23 protein-coding genes and 1 pseudogene are annotated in these 26,212 nt (G+C 56.9%); 11 read left to right on the top strand and 13 right to left on the bottom strand.

Annotation, left to right across the window (positions count from 1 at the left end; all coding sequences use genetic code 11):
* Positions 1-29 precede the first annotated feature (29 nt).
* Positions 30-1,640, bottom strand: coding sequence for a L,D-transpeptidase family protein (locus BMZ25_RS13365; protein WP_092694396.1), 1,611 nt, complete (start codon positions 1,638-1,640; stop codon positions 30-32).
* A gap of 311 nt (positions 1,641-1,951) precedes the next feature.
* Here BMZ25_RS13365 and BMZ25_RS13360 point away from each other — a divergent pair, with 311 nt between their 5' ends.
* The 4 genes from BMZ25_RS13360 to BMZ25_RS13345 all read left to right on the top strand — a co-directional run bounded on the left by BMZ25_RS13360 (position 1,952) and on the right by BMZ25_RS13345 (position 4,997).
* Positions 1,952-2,518, top strand: a complete 567-nt coding sequence (locus BMZ25_RS13360) for a peptidoglycan L,D-endopeptidase MepK (RefSeq protein WP_092694395.1) — start codon at positions 1,952-1,954, stop codon at positions 2,516-2,518.
* Positions 2,519-2,823: 305 nt separating this feature from the next.
* Positions 2,824-3,282 (top strand): plasmid mobilization relaxosome protein MobC, encoded by a 459-nt coding sequence (gene mobC / locus BMZ25_RS13355; protein WP_092694393.1) that lies wholly within the window; start codon positions 2,824-2,826, stop codon positions 3,280-3,282.
* Positions 3,279-4,583 carry a relaxase/mobilization nuclease domain-containing protein gene (locus BMZ25_RS13350; protein WP_092694391.1) on the top strand — a complete coding sequence of 435 codons (1,305 nt, stop codon included), beginning with the start codon at positions 3,279-3,281 and terminating at the stop codon, positions 4,581-4,583. Before mobC ends, BMZ25_RS13350 begins: the two co-directional genes overlap by 4 nt.
* Positions 4,584-4,598: 15 nt before the next feature.
* Complete coding sequence (locus BMZ25_RS13345; protein WP_092694389.1) at positions 4,599-4,997, top strand: hypothetical protein; 399 nt, start codon at positions 4,599-4,601, stop codon at positions 4,995-4,997.
* 266 nt (positions 4,998-5,263) lie between these two features.
* On the opposite strand, the gene BMZ25_RS13340 is transcribed toward BMZ25_RS13345, so the two are convergent.
* Positions 5,264-5,509, bottom strand: coding sequence for a hypothetical protein (locus BMZ25_RS13340; protein WP_092694386.1), 246 nt, complete (start codon positions 5,507-5,509; stop codon positions 5,264-5,266).
* Positions 5,510-5,943: 434 nt separating this feature from the next.
* Between BMZ25_RS13340 and BMZ25_RS13335 the strand changes: the two genes are divergently transcribed.
* The gene (locus BMZ25_RS13335; protein ID WP_092694384.1) at positions 5,944-6,147 is read left to right on the top strand and encodes a hypothetical protein; all 204 of its coding nucleotides are present in this window, start codon (positions 5,944-5,946) and stop codon (positions 6,145-6,147) included.
* Positions 6,148-6,201: 54 nt separating this feature from the next.
* Here the strand turns inward: BMZ25_RS13335 and BMZ25_RS13330 are convergent, their stop codons facing one another.
* From BMZ25_RS13330 to BMZ25_RS13300, 9 genes are all read right to left on the bottom strand, one after another.
* On the bottom strand, positions 6,202-7,119 hold the full coding sequence (locus BMZ25_RS13330; protein WP_092694382.1) for a nucleotidyl transferase AbiEii/AbiGii toxin family protein: 918 nt from the start codon (positions 7,117-7,119) through the stop codon (positions 6,202-6,204).
* Positions 7,109-7,957, bottom strand: a complete 849-nt coding sequence (locus BMZ25_RS13325) for a type IV toxin-antitoxin system AbiEi family antitoxin domain-containing protein (protein ID WP_092694381.1) — start codon at positions 7,955-7,957, stop codon at positions 7,109-7,111. The genes BMZ25_RS13330 and BMZ25_RS13325 overlap by 11 nt, the downstream gene beginning before the upstream one ends.
* Before the next feature lie 142 nt (positions 7,958-8,099).
* Entirely contained in the window at positions 8,100-9,011 is a 912-nt protein-coding gene (locus BMZ25_RS13320; RefSeq protein WP_092694379.1) for an ArdC family protein, read from the bottom strand.
* Positions 9,012-9,392: 381 nt separating this feature from the next.
* A complete protein-coding gene (locus BMZ25_RS13315; protein WP_218142543.1) occupies positions 9,393-10,649 on the bottom strand; it encodes an argonaute/piwi family protein in 1,257 nt (418 codons plus the stop codon).
* A gap of 158 nt (positions 10,650-10,807) precedes the next feature.
* Complete coding sequence (locus BMZ25_RS20500; protein ID WP_143071536.1) at positions 10,808-12,256, bottom strand: SMEK domain-containing protein; 1,449 nt, start codon at positions 12,254-12,256, stop codon at positions 10,808-10,810.
* Between the two features lie 54 nt (positions 12,257-12,310).
* The gene (locus BMZ25_RS13310) at positions 12,311-13,498 is read right to left on the bottom strand and encodes a GIY-YIG nuclease family protein (RefSeq protein ID WP_092694375.1); all 1,188 of its coding nucleotides are present in this window, start codon (positions 13,496-13,498) and stop codon (positions 12,311-12,313) included.
* Positions 13,491-15,539, bottom strand: coding sequence for a pseudomurein-binding repeat-containing protein (locus tag BMZ25_RS13305; RefSeq protein ID WP_092694373.1), 2,049 nt, complete (start codon positions 15,537-15,539; stop codon positions 13,491-13,493). Before BMZ25_RS13305 ends, BMZ25_RS13310 begins: the two co-directional genes overlap by 8 nt.
* Complete coding sequence (locus BMZ25_RS20495; protein WP_143071535.1) at positions 15,539-16,510, bottom strand: hypothetical protein; 972 nt, start codon at positions 16,508-16,510, stop codon at positions 15,539-15,541. Before BMZ25_RS20495 ends, BMZ25_RS13305 begins: the two co-directional genes overlap by 1 nt.
* 122 nt (positions 16,511-16,632) lie before the next feature.
* A complete protein-coding gene (locus BMZ25_RS13300; RefSeq protein ID WP_235859871.1) occupies positions 16,633-19,434 on the bottom strand; it encodes a class I SAM-dependent DNA methyltransferase in 2,802 nt (933 codons plus the stop codon).
* A 684-nt stretch (positions 19,435-20,118) separates the two neighbouring features.
* Here BMZ25_RS13300 and BMZ25_RS13295 point away from each other — a divergent pair.
* The gene (locus BMZ25_RS13295) at positions 20,119-21,672 is read left to right on the top strand and encodes a type IV secretory system conjugative DNA transfer family protein (protein ID WP_092694371.1); all 1,554 of its coding nucleotides are present in this window, start codon (positions 20,119-20,121) and stop codon (positions 21,670-21,672) included.
* On the opposite strand, the gene BMZ25_RS20490 is transcribed toward BMZ25_RS13295, so the two are convergent.
* Positions 21,656-22,075, bottom strand: a complete 420-nt coding sequence (locus tag BMZ25_RS20490) for a hypothetical protein (protein WP_143071534.1) — start codon at positions 22,073-22,075, stop codon at positions 21,656-21,658. The two genes, BMZ25_RS13295 and BMZ25_RS20490, sit on opposite strands and share 17 nt — an antisense overlap.
* A gap of 1 nt (position 22,076) precedes the next feature.
* Complete coding sequence (locus tag BMZ25_RS20485) at positions 22,077-22,943, bottom strand: hypothetical protein (protein ID WP_143071533.1); 867 nt, start codon at positions 22,941-22,943, stop codon at positions 22,077-22,079.
* A 111-nt stretch (positions 22,944-23,054) separates the two neighbouring features.
* Here BMZ25_RS20485 and BMZ25_RS13290 point away from each other — a divergent pair, with 111 nt between their 5' ends.
* The 5 genes and pseudogenes from BMZ25_RS13290 to BMZ25_RS13280 all read left to right on the top strand — a co-directional run.
* Positions 23,055-23,744, top strand: a complete 690-nt coding sequence (locus BMZ25_RS13290; RefSeq protein ID WP_092694369.1) for a hypothetical protein — start codon at positions 23,055-23,057, stop codon at positions 23,742-23,744.
* 8 nt (positions 23,745-23,752) lie between these two features.
* Complete coding sequence (locus BMZ25_RS13285; protein ID WP_092694367.1) at positions 23,753-24,181, top strand: hypothetical protein; 429 nt, start codon at positions 23,753-23,755, stop codon at positions 24,179-24,181.
* A gap of 95 nt (positions 24,182-24,276) precedes the next feature.
* Positions 24,277-24,405 carry a hypothetical protein gene (locus tag BMZ25_RS21300; RefSeq protein WP_268874220.1) on the top strand — a complete coding sequence of 43 codons (129 nt, stop codon included), beginning with the start codon at positions 24,277-24,279 and terminating at the stop codon, positions 24,403-24,405.
* A 174-nt stretch (positions 24,406-24,579) separates the two neighbouring features.
* Entirely contained in the window at positions 24,580-24,867 is a 288-nt protein-coding gene (locus tag BMZ25_RS20480) for a hypothetical protein (RefSeq protein WP_143071532.1), read from the top strand.
* Between the two features lie 54 nt (positions 24,868-24,921).
* Positions 24,922-25,917 (top strand): annotated as a pseudogene (locus BMZ25_RS13280) (recombinase family protein); the annotation flags it as partial.
* Positions 25,918-26,212: the final 295 nt, after the last annotated feature.

Genomic DNA, 26,212 nt, shown 5'->3' with positions numbered 1-26,212 from the left:
CGCAGGCCCCCTTCGTTCGGGGCCGAGACTTAGCTGGCCTTCCCGTCGACCGCCACCCCGGCGGACCGCAGCGCGGCGAGAATCTTCGCGTCACGGCCGTAGATGTCGTTGCGGTATTCCATGCCGCCCGTCGTCTTGGAGAATGCGGTGCGGTAGATCAGGTGGACCGGCACCGGCTGGTCCAGGTTCACGCGGCGCTCGGAGCGGGTGTTGAGGATGTTCTGGAAATAGCCCTGCGGATCGCTCTCCTGGCGTTCGAGCAGCGCGTAGGCGAACTCGTAGGGATCGTCGAGCCGGATGCAGCCGTGGCTGAAGGCGCGGCGGTCACGGGTGAAGAGGCTCTGCGCGGGCGTGTCGTGCAGGTAGATGTTGTAGCGGTTGGGGAACATGAACTTGACCTGCCCCAGCGCGTTCTTCGGCCCCGGCGGCTGGCGCATGGAGAACGGGAAGTTGCTCTTGTTGTACTGTGCGAAACCGCGATTACGGTTGGCCGAGCGGCCGTTGCGATCGACGATCTTCATGTGGCTCAGCGCGTAAGGGTTGCGCCTGAGCTGCGGCAGGTACTCGTTCACGACGATCGAGCGGGGGACGTACCAGCTGGGATTGACGACCATGTGGTCCATCGTGTCCGAGAACTCGGGCGTCTCGCGGTCGGGCACGTCCTTGCCGATGATCGACTTGGTCTCGAACGTGACCTCGCCCCCGTCGACGATCCGCGCCTTGAAATCGGTGAGGTTCACGAGAACGTGCCGCTTGCCCCGGTCGGGAGAGTTCAGCCACCGCTCCCGCTCCATGGCGACGAGGATCTGGCCGATCCGATCGTCGATCGGACGGTTGATCTCGGCCAGCGTGGACTCGCCCGCGATACCGTCGACCTTGAGCCCGTGGTCGCGCTGGAACGCCTGCACGGCCTCGGCCATGCGGGCGTCGTACTGCGCGGTGGGCGACCGGCGAAGATAGTCCATCGCGATCAGCCGGTTGCGCAGCGCCACGACACGCTCGCCGGAATCGCCCTGCTCCAGCCGGCCGCCGGGCACACGGGGGCCCCAGCCGCCCATGCGACGCTGCTCTTCCAGCGTCAGACGCTCACGCACGAGCCGGCGGTATTCCGGCGAGGTGGGTGCCAGGCTGCGGAACAGCGCGTTCGGCCGCTCGTCCGCCAGCTTGCGCAGCAGTTCGTCCGCCTCGCGGCGCGGCGCCTCGCGCTTGATGTGGCTGACGACGCGGTTCGGGGCCAGGATGCCGGATTGCAGGTCGCGCGCATATTTCAGGAACATGCGGCTCATCTCGACCTCGACCCGGCCGCGGTCGCGTTCGCTTTCGGCCTCGCGCAGCAGGCGCAGTACGCGGTCGGGGCTGTAGTCGCGCGACGGCAGGCCATGGGCCGCCGCCGTCGAGACCGCGCCCAGAAGCGCCTCGCGCCGCGCACGGCTGGCCTCGTCACCGCCGACCCAGAGCGGCGCGTATTCCGCCGACCGGTAAAATTCCGCCAGTTCGCCATCGCGCGACGCGGTCTCGGCAATGGCTTGCTTGAAGGCCGTTACCTGGGCGGTCGCCGCCGCCGGCAGCGCGAGGCATGCCGCCACGCAGAGCGCCGCGGCATGGCGCAGGGGGACGATTCTGGTCGTGCGGAGAAACATTGGACAGTCCGGCAATTGTTAAATGTTGCGATCAATGCACTTGCGTCCGGAAATGTTTCCCACTTCCGCTCCCAAGTCCAATCACAAGCCGGCAAGGGGGTCGCCTGTTGCACGGAAGCCGCGGCATCGGACGATGTATGTAAATTGACACCGTTAAGCAATTTTTTGCTCGTTTACCACAATCTGGGAACCGGATGGCTTAGCCCCCTTGGTCGAGCCGCCAGTCTGTGGGATACGAGTCATGCATCTGGGGATGAGATGGCAGAAAAGCCGCGATCAACGCGGTGACAGGTAACGAAACGGGACGCAGGATGACTGAACAGCACTCAGGCCTTTCACGGCGTGCGCTTTTGCGCGCTTTTGCAGCAACTCCGGTGGTGGCCGCACCGACCTACGCCAACGCCTTCGGCTTCCTTCGCGGGGCCGGCGACGTACGCCGCATCAAGATGTACAACGGCCGCACGGGCGAGAGCATCGACACGATCTACTGGATCGAGGGCGAATACATCAAGGAAGCCGTCGACGAGATCTCTCTCTTCATGCGCGACTGGCGCAACGGCCAGGTGAAGGATATCGACACGCGGACGATCGATATCGCCACTGCCGCCCACAAGCTGATGGAGACGAGCGAGCCCTACATGCTCATCTCCGGCTACCGTTCGCCCGAGACCAACGCGATGCTCCGCAGCCGCTCCAGCGGCGTTGCGAAGAAGTCGCGTCACCTGCGCGGTGAGGCCGCGGACCTGCGGCTCAGCAGCCGCTCGGTCTCGCAGATGGCCCGCGCTGCCAGCGCCTGCAAAGGCGGTGGCGTCGGAACTTATACGAGCTCGAACTTCGTGCATATGGATTGTGGTCCTGTGCGCAGCTGGGGAAGCTGAGACGGCTCGATACGGGTCGCGAATTGCACCTCGGAAATGCTTCATCGGCGCCCGCGGTTCCGCCCGGGCGCCGTTTTTTATGAGATTTTTCCGAGGGTCTGGCGCCTGATGTGAGCCTGGTGCCCACACGCCTTGCCGGGACGGGTCGCGCACACGCTGCGGTCGCCCCGACCTGATCGCCGGCTGCTTGGGACTTGGAGAGTTGGCGCGCCTCGAAGGAGAAACTTCGAACACTCTTTTCGAGGTGCTTGAGGAATGGGAACGGCATCTCACGCAACTAGACCGTGAAGGTCGGAGGTGCGTCGATGAAGAACCCAACCGATGATTTCAACAAGATAACCAACCCACAGAAGCCGCCGGAGCGGGAACCGACCTTTCCGGTGCCGTTCTCGCTGCGTCTGAGCTTTGAAGAGCGAGCACGACTCGAAAACGAGGCCGCCGGTCTTCCTGTAGGTGCCTATATCCGGCAACGACTGTTTCGCGACAAGGAAACCCCGCGCCAGACACGCGGCAAGTTTCCGGTGAAGGACCACGCAGCCCTTGGACGCGTGCTCGGTGCGCTCGGTCAGTCGCGGCTCGCGAACAACCTGAACCAGATCGCCAGGGCCGTGAACACCGGCTCGCTGCCAGTGACGCCGGAAACGGAGGAAGAAATCAAACAGGCTTGCAGCGACGTGAACGCCATGCGCCGCGACTTGCTGCTTGCGCTAGGTCTGCACGAGTCCGGCACGAACGCGGGCACCGGCCCGCAGCTCAAGCCGTGATCCTGAAAGGAAACCAGAGAGGCGGTGCCGCGAACCTCGCGCGGCACCTTCTCCGGCGTGATCAGAACGAACACGTCACAGTCCACGAACTGCGTGGGTTTGCGTCGGACGATGTGATGCAGGCGCTTCGCGAGATCGAGGCCGTCAGCAAGGGCACGCGCTGCCGTCAATATCTGTTCTCGCTGAGCCTCAACCCGCCCGAGGCAGAACCTGTCTCGACACAGGCGTTCGAGGCCGCAATCACCGAGATCGAAGGCAAGCTGGGTCTGAAGGGCCAACCTCGCGCTGTGATCTTCCACGAGAAGGAAGGACGGCGACATGCGCACTGCGTTTGGTCGCGGATCGACACGAACCGGATGACCGCGATCAACTTGCCATTCTACAAGCGTAAGCTCTCCGAAGTCGCCAGAGACCTCTACCTGGAACATGGATGGCAGATGCCGCGCGGGCTTCACGATCCGGCGCTGCGTGATCCCCTGAATTTCTCACGCGCTGAGTGGCAACAGGCCAAGCGGACAAAGCTCGATCCGCGCGAACTGAGGGCGCTTTTCAAGGAATGCTGGGAGCGCTCCGATACAGCCCCCGCGCTCGGGACAGCCTTACAAGAGCGCGGCTTCTGGCTCGCACGGGGTGACCGTCGCGGCGTGGTTGCCGTCGACTATCGTGGCGAGGTTTACGCACTTGCCCGTTGGTCGGGTGTTCGGGCGAAAGACGTGAAGGAGCGGATCGCCAATCCTGACGCCCTGCCCTCAGTCGATCAGATCAAAGACCGCCTCGCAGGACGAATGACAACAGCGCTTCTGAAATTCATTAAGGAGGTAGACGCCGACGCGCGCAAGCGCAGCGCGTCACTGGAATTCCGGCGCAGCGAGCTGAGCGGACGCCATCGCGAAGAACGGGCGCAGCTCAACCAGCACCAGCAAAAGCGCTGGGTCGCCGAGACAAATGAGCGGGCTGCCCGCTTGCCCAAAGGTATGAAAGGCATCTGGCACCGGATTACGGGCCGCTATGCCGAGATCAGACAGTTGAACGAGAGCGAAACCTGGCAAGCGCATCTGCGCGACCAGACGGAAAAGGACGCGTTGATCCTGGAACAAGTCGAAGAGCGCCGCGCGCTACAGCTTGAGATAAAAGCACAGCGGGACCACCAGCAAGCCGAGTTGATGCAGCTCCGTGCAGATGTGGCCCGCTATCAGGACATGCAGGAGCGCAAGGATGCAAGCCCGTCGCGTGACAAGGGACGAGATCACGACCGTAGCCCCAAGCGCACCAATAACCGGCCCCGAACACCAAAACCGTAGCGAAAGGACGCGAATATGACCCGACTGATTGATGAAGAACCGCAACAGCCCGAACGCAGCCCCGAGCTTCAAGCGGCGATCCGGAAATTCGTTGGTGAAGTCCACGACCTGCTCGACGGACCGGTGGGCCGTGGGCAACTTGATGGCGACATGGACATGCAGAAGGTGATTCTCACGCTGCCGCGCGCATATGTGGAACTCGCCGCCTTCCTGGCGGTAGTGGATGAGGAACAGCAGGACCCATTAAACTTCTGGAACTACGTCAAAACGACTCCGGAAGATAGCAGAGCAGAAAAGCGCCTGAACCGGCTGCGCAATCTTTATCTTGAGCGCACGCTTGATCAGGCGATGAGTTTGACGCTGCATCTGCTCGCGACCGAGGCATTGCAGCTCACCGGCAAACGCGGATTATAGGAGGCCGCTAGAATGGGAAGCGGCGTTCCTGTCGTCTAGGGCGCTATGCCTCCCCCTCACATTGGTAGAGCGTGTCGTGTCCGAGTGGACCGCACTCACACCAACGCTCGTCGTGGAATGATGTTTCCCTCGCAATCTGGACGGCGGAGTCCTCATCTTCGGCCTCGATGGTGATGTTGTGCACGACGTACTCGCCGCGAGAGATGATATATCTGGTCATGATCTTTTTCTTTCTTTGATGTTTCGTATTGGGGCGATGGGCGCGCTCAGCCGCGCCCATTTTCGTTTTGGCCGTCAGCGCGGTCCGGTTCTTCGAGGGGCTGGCGCAGGACAATGCGGCCATTGATCGGAACGGTCTCAAGCTGGAGCGTGTAGCCCTTGTCGTCCTTGTGCCGCCATGCAGCTCCGACCTTGTTCCAGAATGATCTCTCCCCTTTGTCGATGACATGCCAGGCGAGGAAATCGGGGGCTTTCGGCTGCTGGCTGGCGGGTTTCGTGTTAGGGCGTGCCATGATGGGTCTCCTTTGGTTTGTGGTTTGGCTCGTTACGCCATTCCGCAGGACCGGACGGAGAAGGTCGGGCGTCATATCCAACACGGTCCGGCTTGGCCGGAGTGGTGCGGGCAGGATATTGACGGCTGACCGCGTGCGGTCAGGAATTCAGGCGTTTCAGAACGAGGCACGACCACGGGCCAAGGGTTTGGTCCCTCGCGCGTGCAGTACGTAACCGCTGATCAGCGTTGACCATGCAATTCCCCATTTCTCCCGCCCCGTCCATCGGCGCTTCCTGAAATCATGAATGGCAGAAAGGGCTGCGCATGCGGCCAAGGCGGTGTGCCTGCTCCACTACGTTGCGCCCGAGGGTGTCCGATTACAGCCGCGTTCTGCGCCTCCTGATCCCGAGAAGGCCCGAATTGGTCGGGTCGCAAACGGAAAAGGAGAATTACATGATCACGCTTCTCACCACGCACGAACTACACGGCCTGACGGCCCAGGAACTCGGCGAACTGCACCAGCTCTTTTCGATGCTTTTGATTGAAACCGAACCCGACACACCGGATCGCCGCAATATTCTGGCGAGCCTCGAAAACATCGAACGCGCCATGGGCTGCCATGCCAGACCGGCGGCACGATCACGCTTCAAGCCCTAGCGCTTCGCGCAGCCCGCCGCTGGCGGGTTGCACCGCTCTCCGGCGTTGGAAAGGTCAGTCCTTGGTGTCGAGTGATTGCTGCAAGAGGGACACGAGTTCGGCCCGCTTTTCAGGGGGCAAGCCGTCAAGATTCCGCTGTCGCCAGCGAACGGCTGGTAACTCGCTCGCATGGGGGATGCCGAGAAGTGACCAATCGGGGTCTCCGCGCTCAAAACCTATCAGGAAGGCGCGATGCTCGGCAGGCATTTGCCCGATCAATTCGGCGATCAGGCGTTTTTGTGTCGCGACCAGCTCTTCTATTGGTACGGTGGTCTCGGTCATGCCCTCGAACCCGTCCCTGTATTCGTCGGCAAGGTTCTTGACGCGTCCAGAAAGCACCTCCCCCATCGGACGGTTGTGGCTCAGCAGATAGACCAGAAACGTCTTCCGCAGCTCATCTGTCAGCCCTTCGTTGGCAAACAGGTCGCGCACGTCGAACAGATCGCGCGGGTGCTGTCGATCCAGAGCAGCCACCAGCTTCCCCGCGTAAAGGTCCTCGAAGGAAACCACATTCGTTTCGGCAAAGCCGAAGGCATCTTCGACCTCCGCGACAACAGGCTGGACGCGGGGCTCCTTGACGACGCCGCGCAGGACCGGCGACACCTCGATCTTGACCTGTGTACGGTCGGCGGCGACGAGCAAGCGCAGTACCGTTCCGTCATTGGTGTTCGGCGTCACGCGGGCGCCTGGTATCTCTTTCTGGGCGCTTTCCGCGATCCGTTTCATCGCGGCGTCGATGCCAGCGAGCGCATCCGGCCTTCCGTGCATCGGCAGGTACATCAGGTCGATATCAACGGACAGGCGCGGCAGATCACGGACAAACAGGTTGATTGCGGTTCCGCCCTTGAGCGCAAAGCAATCCTCGCGCGCCACAATAGGCAAGAGCCGCATGAGCAGCCGGACTTGTTGCTGATATCGTTCTTCAAATGCCATCAAGGTCCTCCGGTACGGTGATCTGGTATACCGGATCAAGGCGTCCGCCCTTGACGAGCATCCGCTTCCCCTTGCCGAGATCGAAATCGTCGGGATCGAGTCGCTTGCGCCACGCATGACCGTGCCGGTCCGCAAAAAAGAAAAACAGCCGCTTGACCTTAACGCTCCGGCAATCGCCCAAGAGCTTTGTCAGGCGGCGGGGGCTCAGGTTCGCTGCGCCCTGCATGATCATGTCCGCCTGGTGAAAGCTCTCATGACGCGGCAGTTCGTCGAGCATTTCAAGATAGGCGCGTTCCGGCTTTGACAGGGTAAGCGGCCAGTCCCATTGCCCCCAAGTCATTCTCTCAAGGCTCCCGCCTTGAAGGCGCTCAAGATCGCGGCCCTCGTTCTGCTCTGTATTCCAGGCAAGGCTCCCAAGGCCGAAACTGATCGGATCATTGTGAAACAGGGTTGCGCTGTTCCGGTAGACGAAGCGTTGCGGCATGCCGAGTTTGGAAAGCCAGTGCGGCGGCTTCTCTGGCCCGTGCAAGTGGATCGTCTTGGTTTCGTGCGTGAGATAGTGGGCGAAGCCCTGTAGCTCTAGCGCCGTGCGTCCGCCGACGATCAGCGGAACTTGCAGCAAGGTTTGAAGGGATATGACCACCTGCTGCCACCCCAGAGAGCCGCGCGGACGGCGGTAGACACCGCGCGCAGGCTGTTCCAGCCAACCGTGCTTGACGTAGTAAGAGCGCAGGTTGCTGGCGATGCCGCGCTGTTCGAGCCACGCCGCATCGACGACCAGCCCTTCGGGGAGGTCCTGTTCAAGGCGGTTTAGATGTGACGTGCTTCGCTCAGTCATACTGAGTATTTTACACACTTATCAAACCGATGGCAAGTTTGCCCTTCTGCCAGATTACTCAGTCAACCTGAGCAAATACAGAAAGCTTCAAACCAGAGGCTGGCCGTGAGGCCAGCCGAAATTTTGTGGCCGAAGCCGCCGCTTACGCGGCGGCTCCTTCCTGCTGCTGGGGTTCCTCAATCACAGGCTGCAAGCCGTGCAGGAAATCCGCTGCACGCTGCGCATGGGCGGCGGCGCTGAAAATGGCGCGCTTGTCGTTCTTCAAGACCTTGAGCCAGCTCTGGATATAGGCGGCGCGATCGGTGCCAGGCTCGGGCGTCAGGGTCAGATCGGCACAAAGGAATGCCGCGCCAAGCTCGGCGACCAGCTCTTCGCGGGCATAGCCTTCATCGCCCCATCGCTTGCGCCCGAATTCACGGTCAAGGCGCTTTTCGTGCTTCGTCCAGTGGGTCAGCTCATGGGCAAGGGTTGCATAGTAGGCTTCGGGGCTGCGGAAGCTCTCGAAATGCGGCATCTGCACATGATCGCTGCCGCCGCTGTAATATGCTCTGTTCCCGCCGCTGCGGATATCCGCGCCCGTGGCGGTAAAGAATGCTTCGGCATGGTCGATCCGTTGCGCGGGGTCGATGACCGGCTTGGGCTTGGTATAGAAATGCTCCGGCAGCCCTTCGATCTGCTCGACGTTAAAGACGCTATAGCCCCTCATAAACGGGATTTTGCGCTCTTCCTCGCTGCCGTCGTCCTGCTCTTCGGTCTTGGTGATGGTGTTGGCGTAGACAACAAGATTGCCGCGCTCGCCCTTGCGCACATGCGCGCCATATTCCTTGGCTTGGCGGTAGGTCATCCAGAACGGCGACAGATAGCCGCCTTCCATGGCCGCGCCCCAAAGCATCAGCACATTAATTCCGCTGTATGCCATGCCGTTATGGCGCAGCGGCTTGATGATCCGCCCGTCCATGTTTCCGGCGGACCATGGCTTGTGCCATGTCAGTTCGCCTTGCTCCAGATCAGCAATGATCTTGTCTGTAACTTTCTGGTAAATGTCCTGTTTCATTGGCCCTTTCTCCTTTTAAAGCCGGTTGCACATGCAACCGGACTAGGCCCGCGCCAATGAGCGGGGGGAGACCGTCAGGACCGCAGACAGCGGAGGGGGATCACCCGTCCTGCACAAGCGAAGCGCGGAAGGACGGGGAGACCGCTGGCTGCGCCCGCAGCACATGCGGAGGGCTTGGTCTTGACGGAGGACGGGGCCGCAGGCCCCAATCAAAGAAAGAAAGCGTCAGCCCGTCAGGGCTGGCCTATGATGCGCAAGGGATGGAAGCCGAATGGCCGAGACCGCCGCAGGCTGGCTCGGTTCACAACAGCCCGACACGTAATGAGTGCGCTAAAAAGTTATCATCCTGGTAGTATCTGAATACGGTGGCGCTTGAGTTTTTCACATATAAAAGCCGTAGCGCACTTGCGGAGTATCATGCTCTTCGAGGTACTTCATGATCTCGCCCACCTTTCTAGCGCAACCAAGCGTGACGGGGTATTTACCGTCGAACTGCGTATTATTCCAGTTCATTTTGGTCAGGCCAAGTACCTCCCTCGCGAGAAACATCGGTGACTCTTCAGATTTCTGAACACGCAACTCGATCGGCTGCGGTACATATAGCCCAGGATAGGTTTGATAATACCAGACCGAACCCCTCGTATAGAGAAGTAGGCGATCCCGATCTACACGAGCCAGGGTACCTCTGAAGGGCGGATAATTCCCATCGCGGAATAGCCGAAGTCTGGAATCTAAAACCGTAATGAAGTCAACAGAGTCGACATGAGCATCTTGAACCGCCCCTTCGATTCCCGCAATTTCTTCACCTGTAAAATTTGAAGACTTATGAACGACAAGCCGTGCAGGAAAAGTCCGAAGAGCGACACGGTACTCTTTGAGCGCCGCCGAGATCAGGTCATAAGCTTGTTGAGAAGAAAGCTTAGGCACTCGGTCATCTTTGTCTATATGGACTGGCGTCCCACGAAGGATAAGGCCATTGCCCAGCTCGTCGAAAATTTGAGCAAGACTCGTGCACAAAGACTGTCGATCACGACTACGATAGAACGCAATACCGACCGCGCAAGATGTCGTTCGCGAGCTATCCTGTTCGAGCTTCCAGGGGATTGTTGGGCCTGACTTGTAATAGAGTGCAGTACAGAAATTCCATGCTTTCGTCGCATCATCTTGCTGCCCAGCCGATTTTCTCTCGTCCAGATTAACATTCCGGATCAACTGGAGCGGTTTACCCAAAGACATTGACCGGGCCTTCAAGGCGCGACGAAAATTTAGCTCACGATCATCCGACTCTGCGTCGAGGACATCGTCACTAGTCTCTTTATCTGTGGAAACTACTCTGTACAGTTCCTCGGGTATTACACAGACGATTACATCAACGTGTCGGTTCTGAGCAAGAAATTTTACATTCTCATAGTAGAGTTCGATCGCCGCATTAATACGCTCCGTCCGTGACTTAATTGCCACGACCCGCTGTATATCTGAATTTTTGATCGGGCGCGTCAGATCACCGGAAAAACGGATATCTGCGCCGAAGCCACTTTCTTTGCTAAAGCCACAGAACCTAAGTTTTAGGTTTTCTTGCTTCGTATCTGGAGGCGCATCAATTCCTTCCCTACACCTTCCAAGCCAAGCTTCTAGCATCTCCATACATTCTGAAGAGCCAACTCCTCCAACGTATATTTCATTGCGTCTCGTCTCTTGGGTTCCATCATAAACCCCATAGGCTGAAATTCCCCTACGCGGACATACATGGTCGCCGCGAGCGAAGATCAGTCTTGGCTCATTCACAAATTCTAACTTCACAGGGTGCCAAACCTTTCCTGCAACGCATCAGGTTCTTCCGCCTGCAATGGCTCCCACAGCTTTTCATCGAGAGGTCTGGCTCCTGTAAGTTTGAGCGGTGATGCAAAACTCAATGTAGGTCCAGACGCATTCTGATCCGAAAACAAGTCTTGCCCGTCAATATCTTCAAGCCAGGAAGCAATAAACCGAAACTGATCATAGACCGATCGATTCTTTTCCATCCTCTTCAAGCCGCTAAGGAGTTTGTCCCCATAGCGCGAACGACGGTATTCGTCGCCGTAGCTAAAAAACCAATCTGGCGTGACAACTACGTACCAGCGATCGTCCAACTGAATGAAATCTACGCTGAAGGCCAGATGCCGTGATGAAAGCACCTCATCTTTTTTCTCTCTCTTAAACTTGCGTTCGAAAACCATACGCGAGGACACTTTCTGCCCTGTCCAATTTTCAGTTCGCTTTCTTTGTCCAGCACTACGCGGAAGAAAAATGAATATCTTCTCATGATGCTGCCACATCACATCATGCTTGTGTAACTTCTGTTGAAGGGTAAAACGCAGCAGTGATTTGAAAACCCGTTCGTGATCTTCGTCAACCCCATAGTAGTCGATCGGGGCAAACTCTTCGACAGTGCCCTCTTCAATCACCTGCCTGAACGGACTTTCCCCGGCATCAAGATCATGAAAAGTAATAAGACGACCTCCACTCGCTTCAAAATCAGATGGAACGGGTTGATCTTTTCCTCGACAAAACTCCTTGACCGCTTTCCTTTGGTTTCTGATCTTGGCGCCCTTCTTCCCTTTCAAAGCCTCTGCCCGAATTTCCGCGATAAAGAGCCTCGGGGGGAAGAACACCTCTACGAGATTCATCGCCAAGCTCTCGGGAGGTTCTTGCGGCGGATCAAAGTCCTCGTCGGCTAGGCCAACGTCATGTCCACGAGTATAGACCAGAAGGAGGTCGAGAGCAGCTTTCAACTGGCGTGGTTCGGCTTGTGCCGCCTTCGTGGACAAGTCTTTGAAATCTAATATGTCGGTGCGTGCGTCAAAAGTGATTTTGTCGCCAGAAATTGCCGCAACCGCTTGATCAGAATAGCTGGATTGTTTCCGCGTCAGATTATAAATAATGAAGCGATCATATCTTTCGTAAAGTTTGTGATCCAATATTTTCTGGATCGTGCTCTTGACTTTTTCAAGTGACTTATCGGATGTAACCTGAATGGCGACGCGAGCTTCGTCATCGGCCAAGTCTATTCCAGGAAAGTTCATGGCCTCTTCGTCATTGAGGTTTCGCAAGTGACTGAATCCGTACAGCTCGCGAAAGAGTCCACATGCAACATCTTCAGATATCTTATTGATATCGAGATGTCCCATTGCGACGGCTGACTCCACTTCGGTAACCAGTCGCGAAATTTCATCACGGAATTGATTTATGAGTTCTGCATGCTTCAAGCTCTACCTCTCAACCGAAAATGCGCATGCCACGCGTGCACATTCTCTTTTTTTCTAGGCACGTCTCTCTAGCCGTGCGTTGTTCACATCGTAATAGAATCCCCCAATTGTTCCATCCTTTATCCGCTCAACTGCTTCGTCTACAACATTCAGCGGCACAAGAAACCACTCGCGCGGCACCACTGGATTGCCGAAGCGATCGTTGATCTGAATATCCAGCTTCGCAGGAGCGAAGATGCGGTGGATTAGATTTTCAAGTTTGGTGCGATTGATATTGTAGAGATCGTAGGTCGCAACAACCTCTACATCCGACATGAGGAAAGTGGGTTGGAGGCGAGCACCAGCGATCCTCTTCTCCACGCTCATGTTCGTAACGCCGATTTTGTGTACAAGCTTGCGGTTGTCGGCGACGAGCGGGTGATCGGACTTGCTGCGCAATACATAGATAGTGCCGCTGGCCTCGTCGGCGTCGATCATGTCATCAGAGAAGAGCGGACCAGCAGTCGGATCGGTGATGCGTCTTCCTGCTTCGTCCTTGTTCAGCGCGCGCTGAAGGGAACGCATAAGCATGTTGCTCTCCGTTCCGTTGTCAAAGATCACCCGGAGCCTGGCGTCGGTTCGGCCTTGATCGGTCAACGTCATTTCGCCGATCTCGGCCACGTATGCCTTCTGCCCACCAACAATGAAGAAACGCCCTTTCTCGATTTCTGCCTTCATCTCGAAGGGGCGCGTCTCCCTCAGGCCGGACTCGAGTTCCTTCTGAACCTGCTCGAACAGCGGCTTGAAGGTCTCGAAGTCCTCGCATCTCTCACGGCCCGCCACTTCTTCAGCGGCTCTCTTCTCCGCGCTGGATCGAACATGCTTCAGCTCGGTCAAGGGTGATACTTCGGCCTCGATACCCAGTTCAGCGAGCAACGCATCATCGTCAAGTTCTTCCTCGTTGACCGGAACGGGCTGCGCACCGCTCAGAAGCCCTTGATGATCAAGAGGCTCGACCAGTTCCATGCAATCCTGCTGCTCGCCGATGCGATCTAGGCGCACCGCGTATAGCCGTTCAAAGATATCGCGGTCCTCACCATGTTGCGGCGATCGGCCATGCTCGTCCACGAAACGCTGGATTTCTTCGAAGCCTGCGATGATCCGTTCCTCTCGTGGGGTCCGGGCTGCGGTCTTCTTTTCTTCGACCTCGACACCCAGCTCGGCGAGAAGGGCGTCATCTTCTTCGGTGAACTGCTTAGCCATTGGCGGCCTCCGCCTTCATGCGGGCGAGGAACGCCACACCTTCCGCCATCTTCCGTTCCCAAGCATCCGGCGACGTGATGGACGGAAGCCTCCCGCGTTCCTGCTTGAATTTGACGGCACGGCGAGCGAGATCGCGGGCTTCCTCAGGTGTGAGCTGCACCTTCTTTGCCGAAATGATCGCCTGAACCTGCTTCAGGCTTTCCTCGCTCATCGTCTTGGCGAGAATGGCGTAGGCTTCGGCAAACGGGTTGATCCGGTCAATTAGGTCAATATCCAGCTCGCGGACATCCATAGCGAACTTGCGTACGCCGTCGGTGAACGCCGTATTGCCCTTCTCAGACTCGTCGTCGTCATTGCCAAGCGCAACTTCTTTGGCCTTCTGTGTCAGGTTCAACGCAGCGATTGCGTGCTGCCGGACTGCTTCTTGATCCTCTTCATCCAGCTCTGGGTATTTGTCCTTGATGATCTTGCCCATGCGCACCTGAGTCAGTTCCTCTGGAACCAGCTCTTCATCGAAAAGGCCACGCTCGACAGCGGTTTTGTCCTGGGCGAAGGCAGCGATTACCTCATTGAGGTCTTGCTGGCAGATACGCTCAGCTTCCTTACTCTTCGGTTCGGCAAGACCCTTTATCTCGATCTGGAATTGACCGCTATCTTCGTTGAAGCCGACATTGCATTCGCCTTCCTTGTATCCACCCTCTCCATAGTCGAAGCCTTCCTGCGGCCCGCTGGCTTGAGCCTTCGGAGTGAAGTTGAAACGCGGGGCGAGCACCTGCTCCATAAGCAAGCTCGCCGCGATCGCTTTGAGCGTGTCGTTGACGGCTTCGGTGACGGCTTCTTCGGAAGCGTCGGGTTCGGCAATCAGGTTTGTGAAGCGGGCGCGTGTCTTACCCTCGGCATCACGAGTGGCACGGCCAATGATTTGCACGATTTCTGTAAGGCTGGCGCGGTAGCCGACGGTCAGCGCATGCTCGCACCAAATCCAATCGAAGCCTTCTTTGGCCATGCCGAGCGCGATGATGATGTCCACATAGTCGCGGTTGTTCTTCTGCGTCGGGTCTTTGAGTGCCGCAGACACCTTTTCCCGCTTGGCATCATCATCGACAAGATCGGCGATGCGCAGCACGCGGCCATCGGAGGTCTTCACAAGCTGGAAGCCCGTGGCCGGGTCGGTCCCTTGCCACTCGCCCAGCTCCTCGATGATGTGCTCGACTTCCCTGATCTTGTCCTTCGTGCTCTCGCGCGAATTGACCGAAGGGATGTGAATGATGGTCTTCTCGCTCGGATCGAGCACCTTCAGGATGTCGTCAGAATATGGTCCGGTGTAGAAATAATAGCCGATATCGAGTGTCTTCAGGTACTTGTAGCCGTTAAGCTGTTCATAATAGGTGTAGGTCACCGTCTCGAACCGCGCCTCGTCATGGGGAAGCAGCACAGGCTCGGCGTCGCCACGGAAGTATGATCCCGTCATGGCGACGACATGCACCTTGTCGCGCGCAATCAGCTCGGCGAGTTGCGCGCCCAGCTTGTTGTCGGGGTTGGCCGAGACATGGTGAAACTCGTCTACGGCGACAAGGCAATCATCGAACGCTTCAACCCCGAACTTCTCGACGGCATTTCGGAAGGTCGCGTGCGGGCAAACCAAAACCTGATCAGCGCTGTTGAGGAAACTCCCCACCGAGGCAGCCTTGCTGCCATCTTCGCCTGGCGCGTTGCACAGGTTCCATTTCGGCTCGACATGCCAATCGGACCAGAAGCCGAACTTCGCCAAAGGCTCATCGGCGAAGCTCGATCCGATCGACTTCTCCGGCACAGTGATGATCGCCTTGCGGATGCCCTGATTCTGGAGCTTGTCGAGCGCGATGAACATGAGCGCGCGGCTCTTGCCCGAAGCAGGCGGCGACTTGATCAGGAGATACTGCTCGCCGCGCTTCTCATAGGCGCGCTCCTGCATAGGCCGCATGCCAAGCTCGTTCGACTTTGTGGAGCTGCCAGTCTGAGCGTAGTCAACAGCTACGGATGGAACGACTTTATCACTCATTAAAATACTCCCCATTTTCTTCCGCCTTTCATGGCAAAATTAGCATCAATCTTCTTACTATTCCTTAGCCACCCCTTCTTATCCGCATCAGAACCAATGCTAAGCTCGAACCTTCCAGGTGCCACATTCCTAAAAATGAGGTTCTTCTGATCATAGCTAGCTGGTCCATCCGCACCAGGTATCGGCAGAACTAGTTTGTCCATCTTGTTGTCGCTGTAGGTAACAGAGTAATCGTCAAAATCACCTCCACCAAAAGATAGCTCCACCGTGCCAATTGCTGAATTCTCTGGAGCCACTGTCGGGGGAAACCCGAAATAAACTCGCGTCAACCGTTTCATCATCAGTTGATTTCCCGGCAAATTGGGGCCGCGATTCTTTGTTATATTGCCAGCTTCAATCCAAAAATTTCGACAGATTCGAAGCTTCTGTAAGTCTGCATTCCTAAGCGCCCCGTTGGTGGGATGATCAGAAGCAATATCATCTTCAGTGATAGCTGGGCTTTTCTGCCTATCAACACTCTCAAAGATGCTAGTATACCTTGATAGGATTTTGTCGCTCAGGGGTAACGCTCCGCCCCATGCGGCATCGAACCATTTCCGAGACTGCTGCATCGACCGAAAGGCACTCGATTTCTTGGGGGTGGCCTTGAGGTCAATGCCGACGGAAAGCCCTGCCTCATAGCCACGTGCAAGCCCAGATCGCGAAATATTTCCAGACCCAGCGAGTAAATATTCATAATCCGAGTTTCGAACAAAAAAGGCTTTTGGATGAAACGGCACCCTGGGGGTGCACTCCCGCGAAAGACAGAATTCCGCATCAAATATTCTTACGCTCGAATTCGGTAGAGACCGTATCGCCTCCAAGGCGATCGGTTCGGTTCTGCAATAATCAAAGGAGGTGAGCCACCGACACGCCATTGTGCTGTGGTTTTTGCCCAATGCGTTCTCGAAAACCTTGATCAAGTCACGCATTCCACTCCCAGTAATGTATGCAGCAGCGATATCCATCTCTGCGGGAGGTGAATCTCGGAGAATCTTGTTCAGCGCCTGAGCTGTCGTCCGGTCAGTAGGTTGCCGTATGCTGTCAACCGCTATCATCCTTGCTCTCGCTCTCCTACAAAGTTACCTGACGCCCTCGGGACCGCAGGATTAGAGCCATCTGAATAAAGAGAGAATAGCTTCTCTAGGCGCTCAGTATCGTTTCGGAAGCGCCTGCCGATATAAGCGCGCTCCAAAACCTCATCATTGTGGTCGTGCGCCGCAACCAAATCAGCGGGCATTTCATCCGGATTGTAGAGCTTCCCGATGGAGGCCGGGAAATGGGTCTCTCGCGCCAGAAGAATTTCTTGCGCTGTGAAGGTAAGATCCTCTTTATTTTTCCCGCTTAGACTTGGTATAGGGAACGCATTCCAACCAATAGTATTGGAATACCTGAAATCCGTTTTGATTTTACCGCACACGGATGCGATCCAAACGCGGTGAAGTCGAGATGCAATGATGGACAAGCACCAAAGCGGCGCATCATAAATGGCAAGAGCACTGTCCGCGACGATCGATTTTGAATCTAGTAGGCCGACGGGAAGGTACGATCTTCGCTCGGAAGTGTGGCGCGGAATTATAATTGACTGCCGCTTGGCGACGCCCTGAATCTGCACAAACCGATGAGGACGAGAAGAAAACTTCTGAGTTGAAGCAGCTTTCATCTGCTTGCGGGCACTCGCAACCAATTCCAGTCGATCTCTTATCCCATCAATCTTTCTGACCTCATCCCGGTCCTTGTCTGAAATCCAAAGGCAATATCTCTGTTTTCCATGTATAAAGTCGTCCGACCCCCGAAAATCAAATATATACTTCTCCGACCGCTGATCTTCAGACAAAAGTTCATCTCGCTCGTTCGGCGATAACAAGAGATGGCCTGCGTCTCGCGGCATGTTTCCAAATACCATGGGCGGTAGATTGTTGTTTGGCTTCGAGTTGGCTTCGACGATCACGTCAGGCGCTGCAACAAGATATGGATTTATGTTGGCGACCTCGCGCGAGATCGTACCGCCATCCTCTGAGATTGAAAACAAGTGCTTTTTGTAAGTTTTATTCGCGGGGCTTAACCCAACAATTGCAACGGTAACAACGGCGTTGTGTGTAGCTAGATTCGCCCAGCGAAATGAAGTGTGAGCAAACCGAATGCACACGCCTTGAGAATTCAAGGTCGGCCAGAGCACTGGAACTTGTTGCCCTTGACAGATCGAATTCGTACTCACCAACGCGGCATGAGCGTCCAGACGCGATGCAAACTGTGCAGATTTAAAGAACCATCCCGCTACGTAGTCGAGTGACTTCCAGTTCACCCTTGTCGAGCGAAATGTTAGCTCCAGGTCTTCTTTTTGTTCATCAGACTGAAGCTTTCCACCATAATATGGCGGGTTACCGCAGATGTATGTTTCGCCTCCCTCGTTCTCGAAGTCAATTTCAGCCTGATCAAGTGGCGTGCTGAACAAATCATCGCCATGCATTTTTACTCCCGTTCCCGTAGGTGGGCAGATGCTCAACCAATCGAGCCGCAGCGCGTTGCCGCAGGTGATCCAATTCATAGCGTCGAGTGGTAAAAAATCTCGAAGGGCCTCTTTTTGACCACGATAGAGCACGTCGCATTGATACTCGGCAATAATCAGCGCCAAGCGTGCGACCTCAGCCGAGAAATCACGAAGCTCGATTCCTCTGAAATTGGTGAGCGGTATTGCTGAGCGAGCGTCAGGTTCACCCCGCCGCTTATTGATCTCGGCTTCGATCGCCCGCATCTCCTTGTATGCGATCACGAGAAAGTTGCCGGAACCGCATGCCGGGTCGAAGACTCTGATCTTGGACATTCGGTTGCGCAGGTTGAGGAGTTTTCGGTGGTTTTCCTCCGCCTCATCAAGCTTCTCACGCAGGTCGTTGAGGAAAAGCGGGTTGAGCACCTTCAGAATGTTCGGAACGCTCGTGTAATGCATCCCGAGCGCGCTACGTTCGTCGTCATCCGCCACGGCCTGAATCATCGAACCGAAGATGTCGGGGTTGACCTTTTTCCAATCGAGATTGCCGATATGGAGAAGGTAAGAGCGCGCAATCTTGCTGAAGCGCGGCACGTCCACGCTTTCAGAAAAGAGCCCGCCATTCACATACGGCAGGCTGCTTGCCCATCGCGGCAAACCCGCGGTGTCACGATCTGCCGCCTTCGTGTTCATGGCGAGGAAGAGCGTGCTGATCACCTCATGCGTGTTCGAGCTGTCGGGTGCGCTCATCTGCTTGACCGTGGCGGTGAACTGATCCTCCTTCTCGAAGATTTCGGTATCCTCGGCGAAGAAACAGAAGATCAATCGCGCCATGAAGTGGTTCATGTCATGACGACGATCGGCGGCGCCCCATTCGGGGTTATCCTTCAAAAGCTCGACATAAAGGTTGTTTAGGCGGCGTGTCGCCCTGATGTCGAATGCACTCTCTCGGATTTGCTTGACTGTGCTGATGCCCGCTAGTGGCAGAAAAAAACCGAAGCGATCCGGGAAGTATTTGAACGGCGTGACGATCGGCGGCTCGTCCGACAAGAGGTCTTCGGCCTCTAGCGTGACGCCGTCCGTGGCGAGGATGTACTTCACGCGGTTACGGGCATTCTTAGTCGCGGAGCTGTCTCGTAGCTCGCGGATCGCGTCGGTGACCTGACCCTCGGGGCAAACCTTGATGTGGATATGGTTTGTCTGGAGCACGCCGCCGATGTCCGACTTATTCGATGCGCCGGAGCGGAGTCGCTTGATCGTGGTAGCCTTATTGCCGAACGCTTCCAGGAACGCGAACGGGAACTCCTCGGCATCGAACGGTTGCTCGGCCAGGGCGGATATTGCTTCTTCAATCTCGACAGCGTTCACTGCTCAACGACTCCCATTTTGCTGCTCACACTAGCAGCACTGGTTGTGGTATGCATCACCGGCTGGCGCAAAATGTCGAGATATCCACACGTGCTGGAGGCGTCGGTCGGTCCTGACGCGGCGTCCTGACAAGGTGGCTCTTGGCGGACATGGTCGGGGTCTTGGGGCAGACGACCCCAAGTCGGTGGGATGGGTCCAGGGCAAGGGTAGCGCGAAAGCTCCCTTCCAGGGTCTCGATGAAGTTGTCTCCATGAAGTGGTCATGGGTCTTGGGGGCAGGAACGCTCGCCAAGTCGATGGGGTGCAGGGGAGCGTCGAAGGCTCCTTTGCGAGTGGGTTTCAAGGGGCGGCGATACGCCCTTTGATCCATGGTTCGGTGCAGGTGGAGAGGGACGTCTCCAAGCCCTGCGAGTGGTTGACCGGCGATACGGCCTGCTGGCTCTGGAACGGGCTCAATGCCCTGAAAGAGCCACGGCCTGGGGGATGCAACGGGGGCGCGCAGTGGCCCCCTTGCCAAGATGGTGTTGTAGTACAACACACATCTTGCGTTCGCTCTAACGACTCCGATTTCGCCGTAATACAAGCATTTCGTCACCGTGTATTACAAGCGCGATCTTGTACTACAGACGCGGGAAGCGGGAAAATCGTGTAACCCTTGGGAAACGATATTTGGATTCGCCCGCTTATGACGACTAAGGACTTCCTTCAGGACGACCTGCCTCGGGGCGTGAAAGGCCTCGCCAAGCGTTATCAGGCCGCCCCTCATGCGCAGTGGGCAGACACCGCCTCGGTCGTCGCGAGCCAGACGCTTGGGTACGATCCCGACAACCCTGGCGACAAGATACTTGTCGGTGCTGTCGGTGACCGGCTCATCGGCATTGCCGACGACCGGCACCTCATGACAGTTGCCGGATCGCGCGGCGGCAAGTCGGTCGCGATCATCGGGAACCTGCTGTGCTATCGTGGGCCGGTGATGTGCACCGATCCCAAAGCGGAGCTGGCCAGCATCACGGCGGCGCAGCGCGCGCGTCTCGGGCAGAAGGTCTGCATCCTCGATCCCTTTGAACGCTGCGCACCGGATGTTGCCAAGTACCGCACCAGCTACAACCCGCTATCTGTCCTCGATCCAGACTCCGATACCATCATCGAGGATGCGGGCCTAATCGCGGATGCACTGGTCATCGCGAGCCCCGATCAGAAAGAACCGCATTGGGACGAGAGCGCCCGCAACTTCATCGAGGGCTTGATCCTTCATATCGTAACCGCGAGTGAATTTGCCGGAGCCCGCAACCTCATTACCGTCCGGACGCTCATTCGTGACGCGTTGATTGCGGAGCCGCGCGCTGCGCTCGACCCCGACCTCGAAGGTTTCTGCAAGATTGAATACGCGATGCTGTCCAATGCCGAACGGCTAAAGGAGCATGACGAATTCAATCCTGTGGCGCTCGCCATCGAAGGCGCGGCGCGGGATTTCTATGACAAGGGCGATAGCGAACGATCCAGCGTGCTATCGACTGTGCGTCGTCACACGAAGTTTCTGGACTACAAGGCGATGCACCGCGTTCTCTCGGGCCATGATTTCAGCCTTGATGAACTCAAGACGCATGAACATGGCCTGAGCATTTACCTTTGCCTGCCAGCGGGACGGCTGACAAGCTGCGCGCGCTGGCTGCGCATGTTCATCTATCAGATGCTCGATAGCGTCGAACGCACGCCCTCACGGCCTGCTGCGCCGCCTGCCCTAATGATCCTCGATGAATTCGCCTCTCTGGGCCGGATGCGGGCGCTTGAAGACGCTATTGCTCAGGTCGCGGGATTCGGCCTGAAACTCTGGGTAATCGTACAAGACTGGGGTCAAGGCAAAGCGCTCTACAAAGAGCGATGGGAGAGCTTCACCGCCAATGCTGGTATCTTTCAGGCCTTCGGCGTCAACGATGTCGCCACAAGTGAGTATATCGCGCGAAGGCTCGGCAAGGCTCCGGTCGAGGTTGCCACGCAGAGCGATGTCGCAACCAAGCAACTCTCCGAGGGCGTGTCGGGGCGGCAAGCATCTGTCCAGATGTTCGATCTGTTGTCGCCGGATGAGATCACACGATATTTTGCGCGCAGCGACGCGCACAAGCGCCAGCTCGTAATCTGGTCAGGTTACCACCCGATGATCTTGCAGCGTGTCGAGTACTACGATCCGCAGAGCCCTGCGGTCTGGGCGTTTGCAGGGAAATTCAGCCCTCGGAAATAGGCGGGCGCGGGCGATATGTCAAAGTAACGCCATTGCGGTCGGCTTGCTCGATCTCAAGCGTTCGCAGACGATCTGCTAGACGGAAGTCCTCAGCAACGGTCGCCGCGAGTTCCGAAGGCAGTCGCCCTAAATGATCCCGCACCAGGTGATCGAATTCGTAACGCCGAAGCAACGTGTTCAGCCCCGCCGTAATTCCTCTCGAAGAGATATAATGCAATAGTGTAAAACCGGTGCTTGGCTCAGCAAGATTTGGCGAAACACCCGAATATAGTAGCGCCTCTATTTTTTTGCGGCTTCCCGTCCGCGCTGCGGAGAAGAACTCGACCAATGTCTGCTCGCTGACGGCAGCGCTAGCGGATTCTTGTGCGTGGCTCGCGCGGGACTTTCTCGGATCATTCTCCATTTCAGAGATCGCCTCGTCTTGTGAAATGCCACGTATTCGATGCTGCGTTCTTTGCGGAAAGGCCGACCGCCTCGCCGGTCGTAGCCTCCTTCTCCAGGAATAAAGGCCAGTCAAACTTGTTCAGTAAGAGATCAGTTACGGGCTCACCCTCCCATATTGAATGCTCCACAGCCAGTTTCCAGAAATGATTTTCCCTCGTGTCCGCAGATTTCATGAACATCAGAAGATTGTCTTCCGGCGTTACAAGCGCCCAGCCATTGTGCCGAATTCTAGCATCCGGCCTGCGCCTCAATGAAATCTTCCTCTTCAGCCGTCCTTCAGTTAGCTCGCCAGACGGAAGATTGACATGGTAAAATTCATGCGTCTCATCAACGGACGCAAACCCCCGCCCGTCAAAACTGATTTGCATGTGCTTTTCCACAACACTTCCATCAGTTCGTGCAATCGTATCATATTGCCCAACCAACGACCTAGGAAACGCTACCGGATCAGGTGTCGACAGGCTCACGAGATATCGCGCCAAGTGCAATGGAGCATGCACGCCGACAAAATTCGCTTGATCCAACTCCTCGGGTGTTAAAATCGCAATATTCTCATCCGACAAGAAATCGAATATGGCTCGCAGCCTATGAGCCTGGGGGACGCGGAAGTTGGCATGTCCTTGCTTCTTACCCTCAACGAACTGCCTGAGATCATCTTTGCCGAACTCCACATCTGTATAGACGGCCACTCTTTCCCGTAGAGCATTCCAGCTCAGAGGGCGTCTACCGGTTTCTTCGTCGGGCGTGAAACGCCGGTAAGCTTCCAGCGCATCACGCAAAAGCAAAATTTGCCAGTGAGTATACTCCGGCTCGGTTTGACGGCTCATGTCCATTATTGATCCACCCTACGCGAGGAATCCGCGAGGCACCGGACGACATGCGATCCCTACTTTTCCTCCTGAACGCGGCGCTCCCGCCTGCATTGGAGGAAAGCCTAGATGGATTTACTACGCGGGATCAAGGATACGAAGGTCAAAGCCTTCAAAGGGTGGCCGAGGTCCACCGTTCTCTCGGACCTTTCCGGCACGATGAGCGGCATCCGGATCAATACGAGCTTCAAGACACCCTTCGGGAACAAGGTTGCTGACGCAGCCGCGTTTCTCGGGACGACAACACTGGTCGTCATGAGCGTACACGCAACTGCCGAGATGCCGGACCCCAAGTGGGAAGAGCCTCTGCTGGTCGCATGCCTGTACTTGCCGATCAAATGGGGCGCGCGCGCCGCTGTGCGTCCGTCCGTCACCGTCGATGTGATGGAGGGCGGCGTGACTGTGCGGGGGCTGCTTTTCCCGCGCCGTTACGCCCGCGAGGACATTCAGGGCTTTGCTGTCGAGAAGCACGAGCTGGCCGAGCAAGAGCGTACGAAGCACGAGTTCGAAGCTCGACGCGACCAGGTGAAACGCCGTGCGCGCAACCGCACCCGCTACTACCAGGAGGCCGCGCACGTCGTCCTGATCGTCGCGGGCGAGCGCATCAAGATCGCCGACATGGCAAGAGCCCGCGATGCCCACCGCTTCGTCGACCGGTGCAACCGCGCTCTCCATCAGATGGACCGGCTTCTCGAACGCCGCGAAGGCGCGAACCGCACACAAGGCGCTCTATCCGCGCCTGGTCAACTTCCTGAATGAGGTTTCTCATGAAAAAGGCTTCGAACGATTTCGCGAACGTGAGCACGGCGGCTCAAGTCGCGCTGAACGGGCTCAAGAACTACGCATACAAGATCGAAGAAGAGCGCGACCTCGCCCTCTTCAAACATGATCAGGAGTGGGACGCGGCACGAAGGAAATTCGCCGCGAGCCAGAAGCACTACAAGGCGTTCGATTACGGGTTCGTTCAGCGCCCCTCCATCAATTACGAGTTCCGGAAGAAGCGGAACGAGTTTGCACAACGGCGCGAATTGATCGAACGCAAGTTCGACGAGAAGCGAAAAGACGTTCAGCAAGTGAAAGAACTGCTGCTGGACCGCTTTAACGATCGGGCCAAGAACCGAGACGACGCTACCCGCTCAATCGCGATGACATTCAAACGCTCCACCCGTCAACGGGAAAGTGGACGTGACCGATAAGAGCCCCGCGAGGAATCCGCAAGGAACAGTGCTGTACCGAGTGTCTATGTTCAAGGAGGCCGCAACGGCTACCGCAAACTTAGAAGGAGAAGACGATGTCGAACTATCAGTTTCAGCAAGGCAAGAAGGACGCCGAACAAGGAAAGCCGGTCGGCAACCTCAACGGAATGACGTCGCAGGAGAAAGAGTCCCGCGTCGCTGGCAACAACGCCAGCAAGAAGTGAGGCACTCAGGGCCGGCTCTCCCGAACCGGCCCATTTTCCGAAGAACGCGGCGCAGCGATGACGGGTGCTAATCCTTTGAAAATCCGTAATTTATTAGGGCTAATTTCCATAACCAATACTTTAGGCTGTATACTTAATAAGGCCACAATCAAACGCTGAAGAATGGAAAAGACAATGAAGCACGAGAAACCGCAATTCGAATATGCCGCGATTATTCGGCATTTTGAGGATGCGGCTAGTGGCTCGTCTTCTTTCAATATCGCAGCGTATCTTCACCATCTGGATCATGTTGACATGGCAGAGGCCGAGAAGCTGGCTCTTGTCCAAGCGCTGGTGCCTGTCGTGCTTAACTTCGTTGACCTCGGCCTCGGCACTCATCCTGTTCAAGAAGCCTGTGGAAAACAGGTCAAAAGCGTTGCTTGCGGAGCGGAAACGGATTCCAATGGGATGAGACCAAAATAGGAACGAACACAAACAGCGCAGGGCCAGACATAGCCCACGCGCGGAGGAGGCCACATGAACTACGCACACAGACAGGATGAGCCTGGTCCAGGGACACCGGCTGTCATCTACTGCCGCGTGTCATCCAAGGCCCAGACCACGCGTGGTGACGGCCTTGGCTCGCAAGAGAACCGCTGCCGTGAGTATGCAGGTTATAAGGGCTATGCTGTCCAGCAGGTATTTGTCGATGACGTGACCGGCAAGCTCGCCGAGCGCCCAGGCATGCTGTCGATGCTGTCATGGCTGCGGAAGCACAAGCGCGAAGCACCGGTCGTGATCATCGACGATATCAGCCGCTTCGCGCGCGACATGGAAACGCATATCAAGCTGCGCAAGTTGCTTGGAGCTGCGGGCGGAACTCTGAAAAGTCCGACCGTCGAGTTCGGTGAAGACAGTGACTCGATCCTCGTGGAAAACATGCTCGCTTCGGTCTCGCAGCATCAGCGCGAGAAGAACAGCGAGCAGACCAAAAACCGGATGCGTGCTCGCACGCTGAACGGCTATTGGGTCTTTCACGCGCCGATCGGTTATAGGTACGAGCGGAAGTCCGGACACGGCAACGTCCTCGTCCGGAACGAACCGTTCGCCTCGATCCTGCAAGAAGCCCTCGAAGGTTATGCCTCGGGGCGCTTCGAGACACAGGTCGAAGTTAAACGCTTCCTCGAACGCCAACCGGCCTACCCGAAAGACCTGCCCAACGGCGAAATCCGCAATCAGCGAATCGCCGAGATTCTGACGCGTCCTGTCTACGCCGGTTACATTGAAGTGCCGAGCTGGGGCGTCAGTCTCAGAAAGGGGCAGCACGAGGGGCTGATCAGCTTCGAGACGTTCGACCACATACAGACGCGCCTCAAAGGCACCGCCAAGGCTCCGGCACGCAGTGACATCAGCGCCGACTTCCCTCTGCGCGGCTTTGTTCTTTGTGACGACTGCGGCAAGCCGCTGACAGCGTGCTGGTCGCAGGGCAAGAAACAGAAGTACCCCTATTATCTCTGCCCGACGAAAGGCTGCGAGAGCTACAGGAAGTCCATCAAGCGCGACGAACTCGAAGGCGAGTTCGAGGAGCTGCTACAGCAAATAGAGCCCTCCAAGGGCCTCTATGAGCTTGTAAAGGCCATGTTCCGCGATGCCTGGGACATGAGACTGGCACAGGCCGCAGACGCTGCTAAGGCGATCAAGAAGAGTATCCAGGACACGGAGAAGCAGATTGAACAGCTTCTCGACCGTATCGTGGCCGCTGAGAGCGATTCAGTGATCCGCGCCTACGAAAAGCGTATAGCGAAGTTGGAACACGAGAAGGCGCTCG

This window comes from Tranquillimonas rosea (genome assembly GCF_900111315.1).
In the GTDB taxonomy this organism is placed as follows: domain Bacteria; phylum Pseudomonadota; class Alphaproteobacteria; order Rhodobacterales; family Rhodobacteraceae; genus Tranquillimonas; species Tranquillimonas rosea.
This window is presented reverse-complemented; position numbering and strand designations above follow the sequence as displayed.

Excerpts from the sequence above, each read along its gene's own strand:
- BMZ25_RS13345 (WP_092694389.1), top strand. The coding sequence starts at position 4,599 with ATGACCCGACTGATTGATGAAGAACCGCAACAGCCCGAACGCAGCCCC.
- BMZ25_RS20495 (WP_143071535.1), bottom strand. The coding sequence starts at position 16,510 with ATGCGTGACTTGATCAAGGTTTTCGAGAACGCATTGGGCAAAAACCAC.
- BMZ25_RS13340 (WP_092694386.1), bottom strand. The coding sequence starts at position 5,509 with ATGGCACGCCCTAACACGAAACCCGCCAGCCAGCAGCCGAAAGCCCCC.
- BMZ25_RS13360 (WP_092694395.1), top strand. The coding sequence starts at position 1,952 with ATGACTGAACAGCACTCAGGCCTTTCACGGCGTGCGCTTTTGCGCGCT.
- BMZ25_RS13335 (WP_092694384.1), top strand. The coding sequence starts at position 5,944 with ATGATCACGCTTCTCACCACGCACGAACTACACGGCCTGACGGCCCAG.
- BMZ25_RS13290 (WP_092694369.1), top strand. The coding sequence starts at position 23,055 with ATGGATTTACTACGCGGGATCAAGGATACGAAGGTCAAAGCCTTCAAA.
- BMZ25_RS13325 (WP_092694381.1), bottom strand. The coding sequence starts at position 7,957 with ATGACTGAGCGAAGCACGTCACATCTAAACCGCCTTGAACAGGACCTC.
- BMZ25_RS20480 (WP_143071532.1), top strand. The coding sequence starts at position 24,580 with ATGAAGCACGAGAAACCGCAATTCGAATATGCCGCGATTATTCGGCAT.
- BMZ25_RS13315 (WP_218142543.1), bottom strand. The coding sequence starts at position 10,649 with ATGCTAGAAGCTTGGCTTGGAAGGTGTAGGGAAGGAATTGATGCGCCT.
- BMZ25_RS13365 (WP_092694396.1), bottom strand. The coding sequence starts at position 1,640 with ATGTTTCTCCGCACGACCAGAATCGTCCCCCTGCGCCATGCCGCGGCG.
- BMZ25_RS13305 (WP_092694373.1), bottom strand. The coding sequence starts at position 15,539 with ATGAGTGATAAAGTCGTTCCATCCGTAGCTGTTGACTACGCTCAGACT.
- BMZ25_RS21300 (WP_268874220.1), top strand. The coding sequence starts at position 24,277 with ATGTCGAACTATCAGTTTCAGCAAGGCAAGAAGGACGCCGAACAAGGA.
- BMZ25_RS13285 (WP_092694367.1), top strand. The coding sequence starts at position 23,753 with ATGAAAAAGGCTTCGAACGATTTCGCGAACGTGAGCACGGCGGCTCAA.
- BMZ25_RS13320 (WP_092694379.1), bottom strand. The coding sequence starts at position 9,011 with ATGAAACAGGACATTTACCAGAAAGTTACAGACAAGATCATTGCTGAT.
- BMZ25_RS13310 (WP_092694375.1), bottom strand. The coding sequence starts at position 13,498 with ATGGCTAAGCAGTTCACCGAAGAAGATGACGCCCTTCTCGCCGAGCTG.
- BMZ25_RS20490 (WP_143071534.1), bottom strand. The coding sequence starts at position 22,075 with ATGGAGAATGATCCGAGAAAGTCCCGCGCGAGCCACGCACAAGAATCC.
- BMZ25_RS20485 (WP_143071533.1), bottom strand. The coding sequence starts at position 22,943 with ATGAGCCGTCAAACCGAGCCGGAGTATACTCACTGGCAAATTTTGCTT.
- mobC (WP_092694393.1), top strand. The coding sequence starts at position 2,824 with ATGAAGAACCCAACCGATGATTTCAACAAGATAACCAACCCACAGAAG.
- BMZ25_RS13330 (WP_092694382.1), bottom strand. The coding sequence starts at position 7,119 with ATGGCATTTGAAGAACGATATCAGCAACAAGTCCGGCTGCTCATGCGG.
- BMZ25_RS13295 (WP_092694371.1), top strand. The coding sequence starts at position 20,119 with ATGACGACTAAGGACTTCCTTCAGGACGACCTGCCTCGGGGCGTGAAA.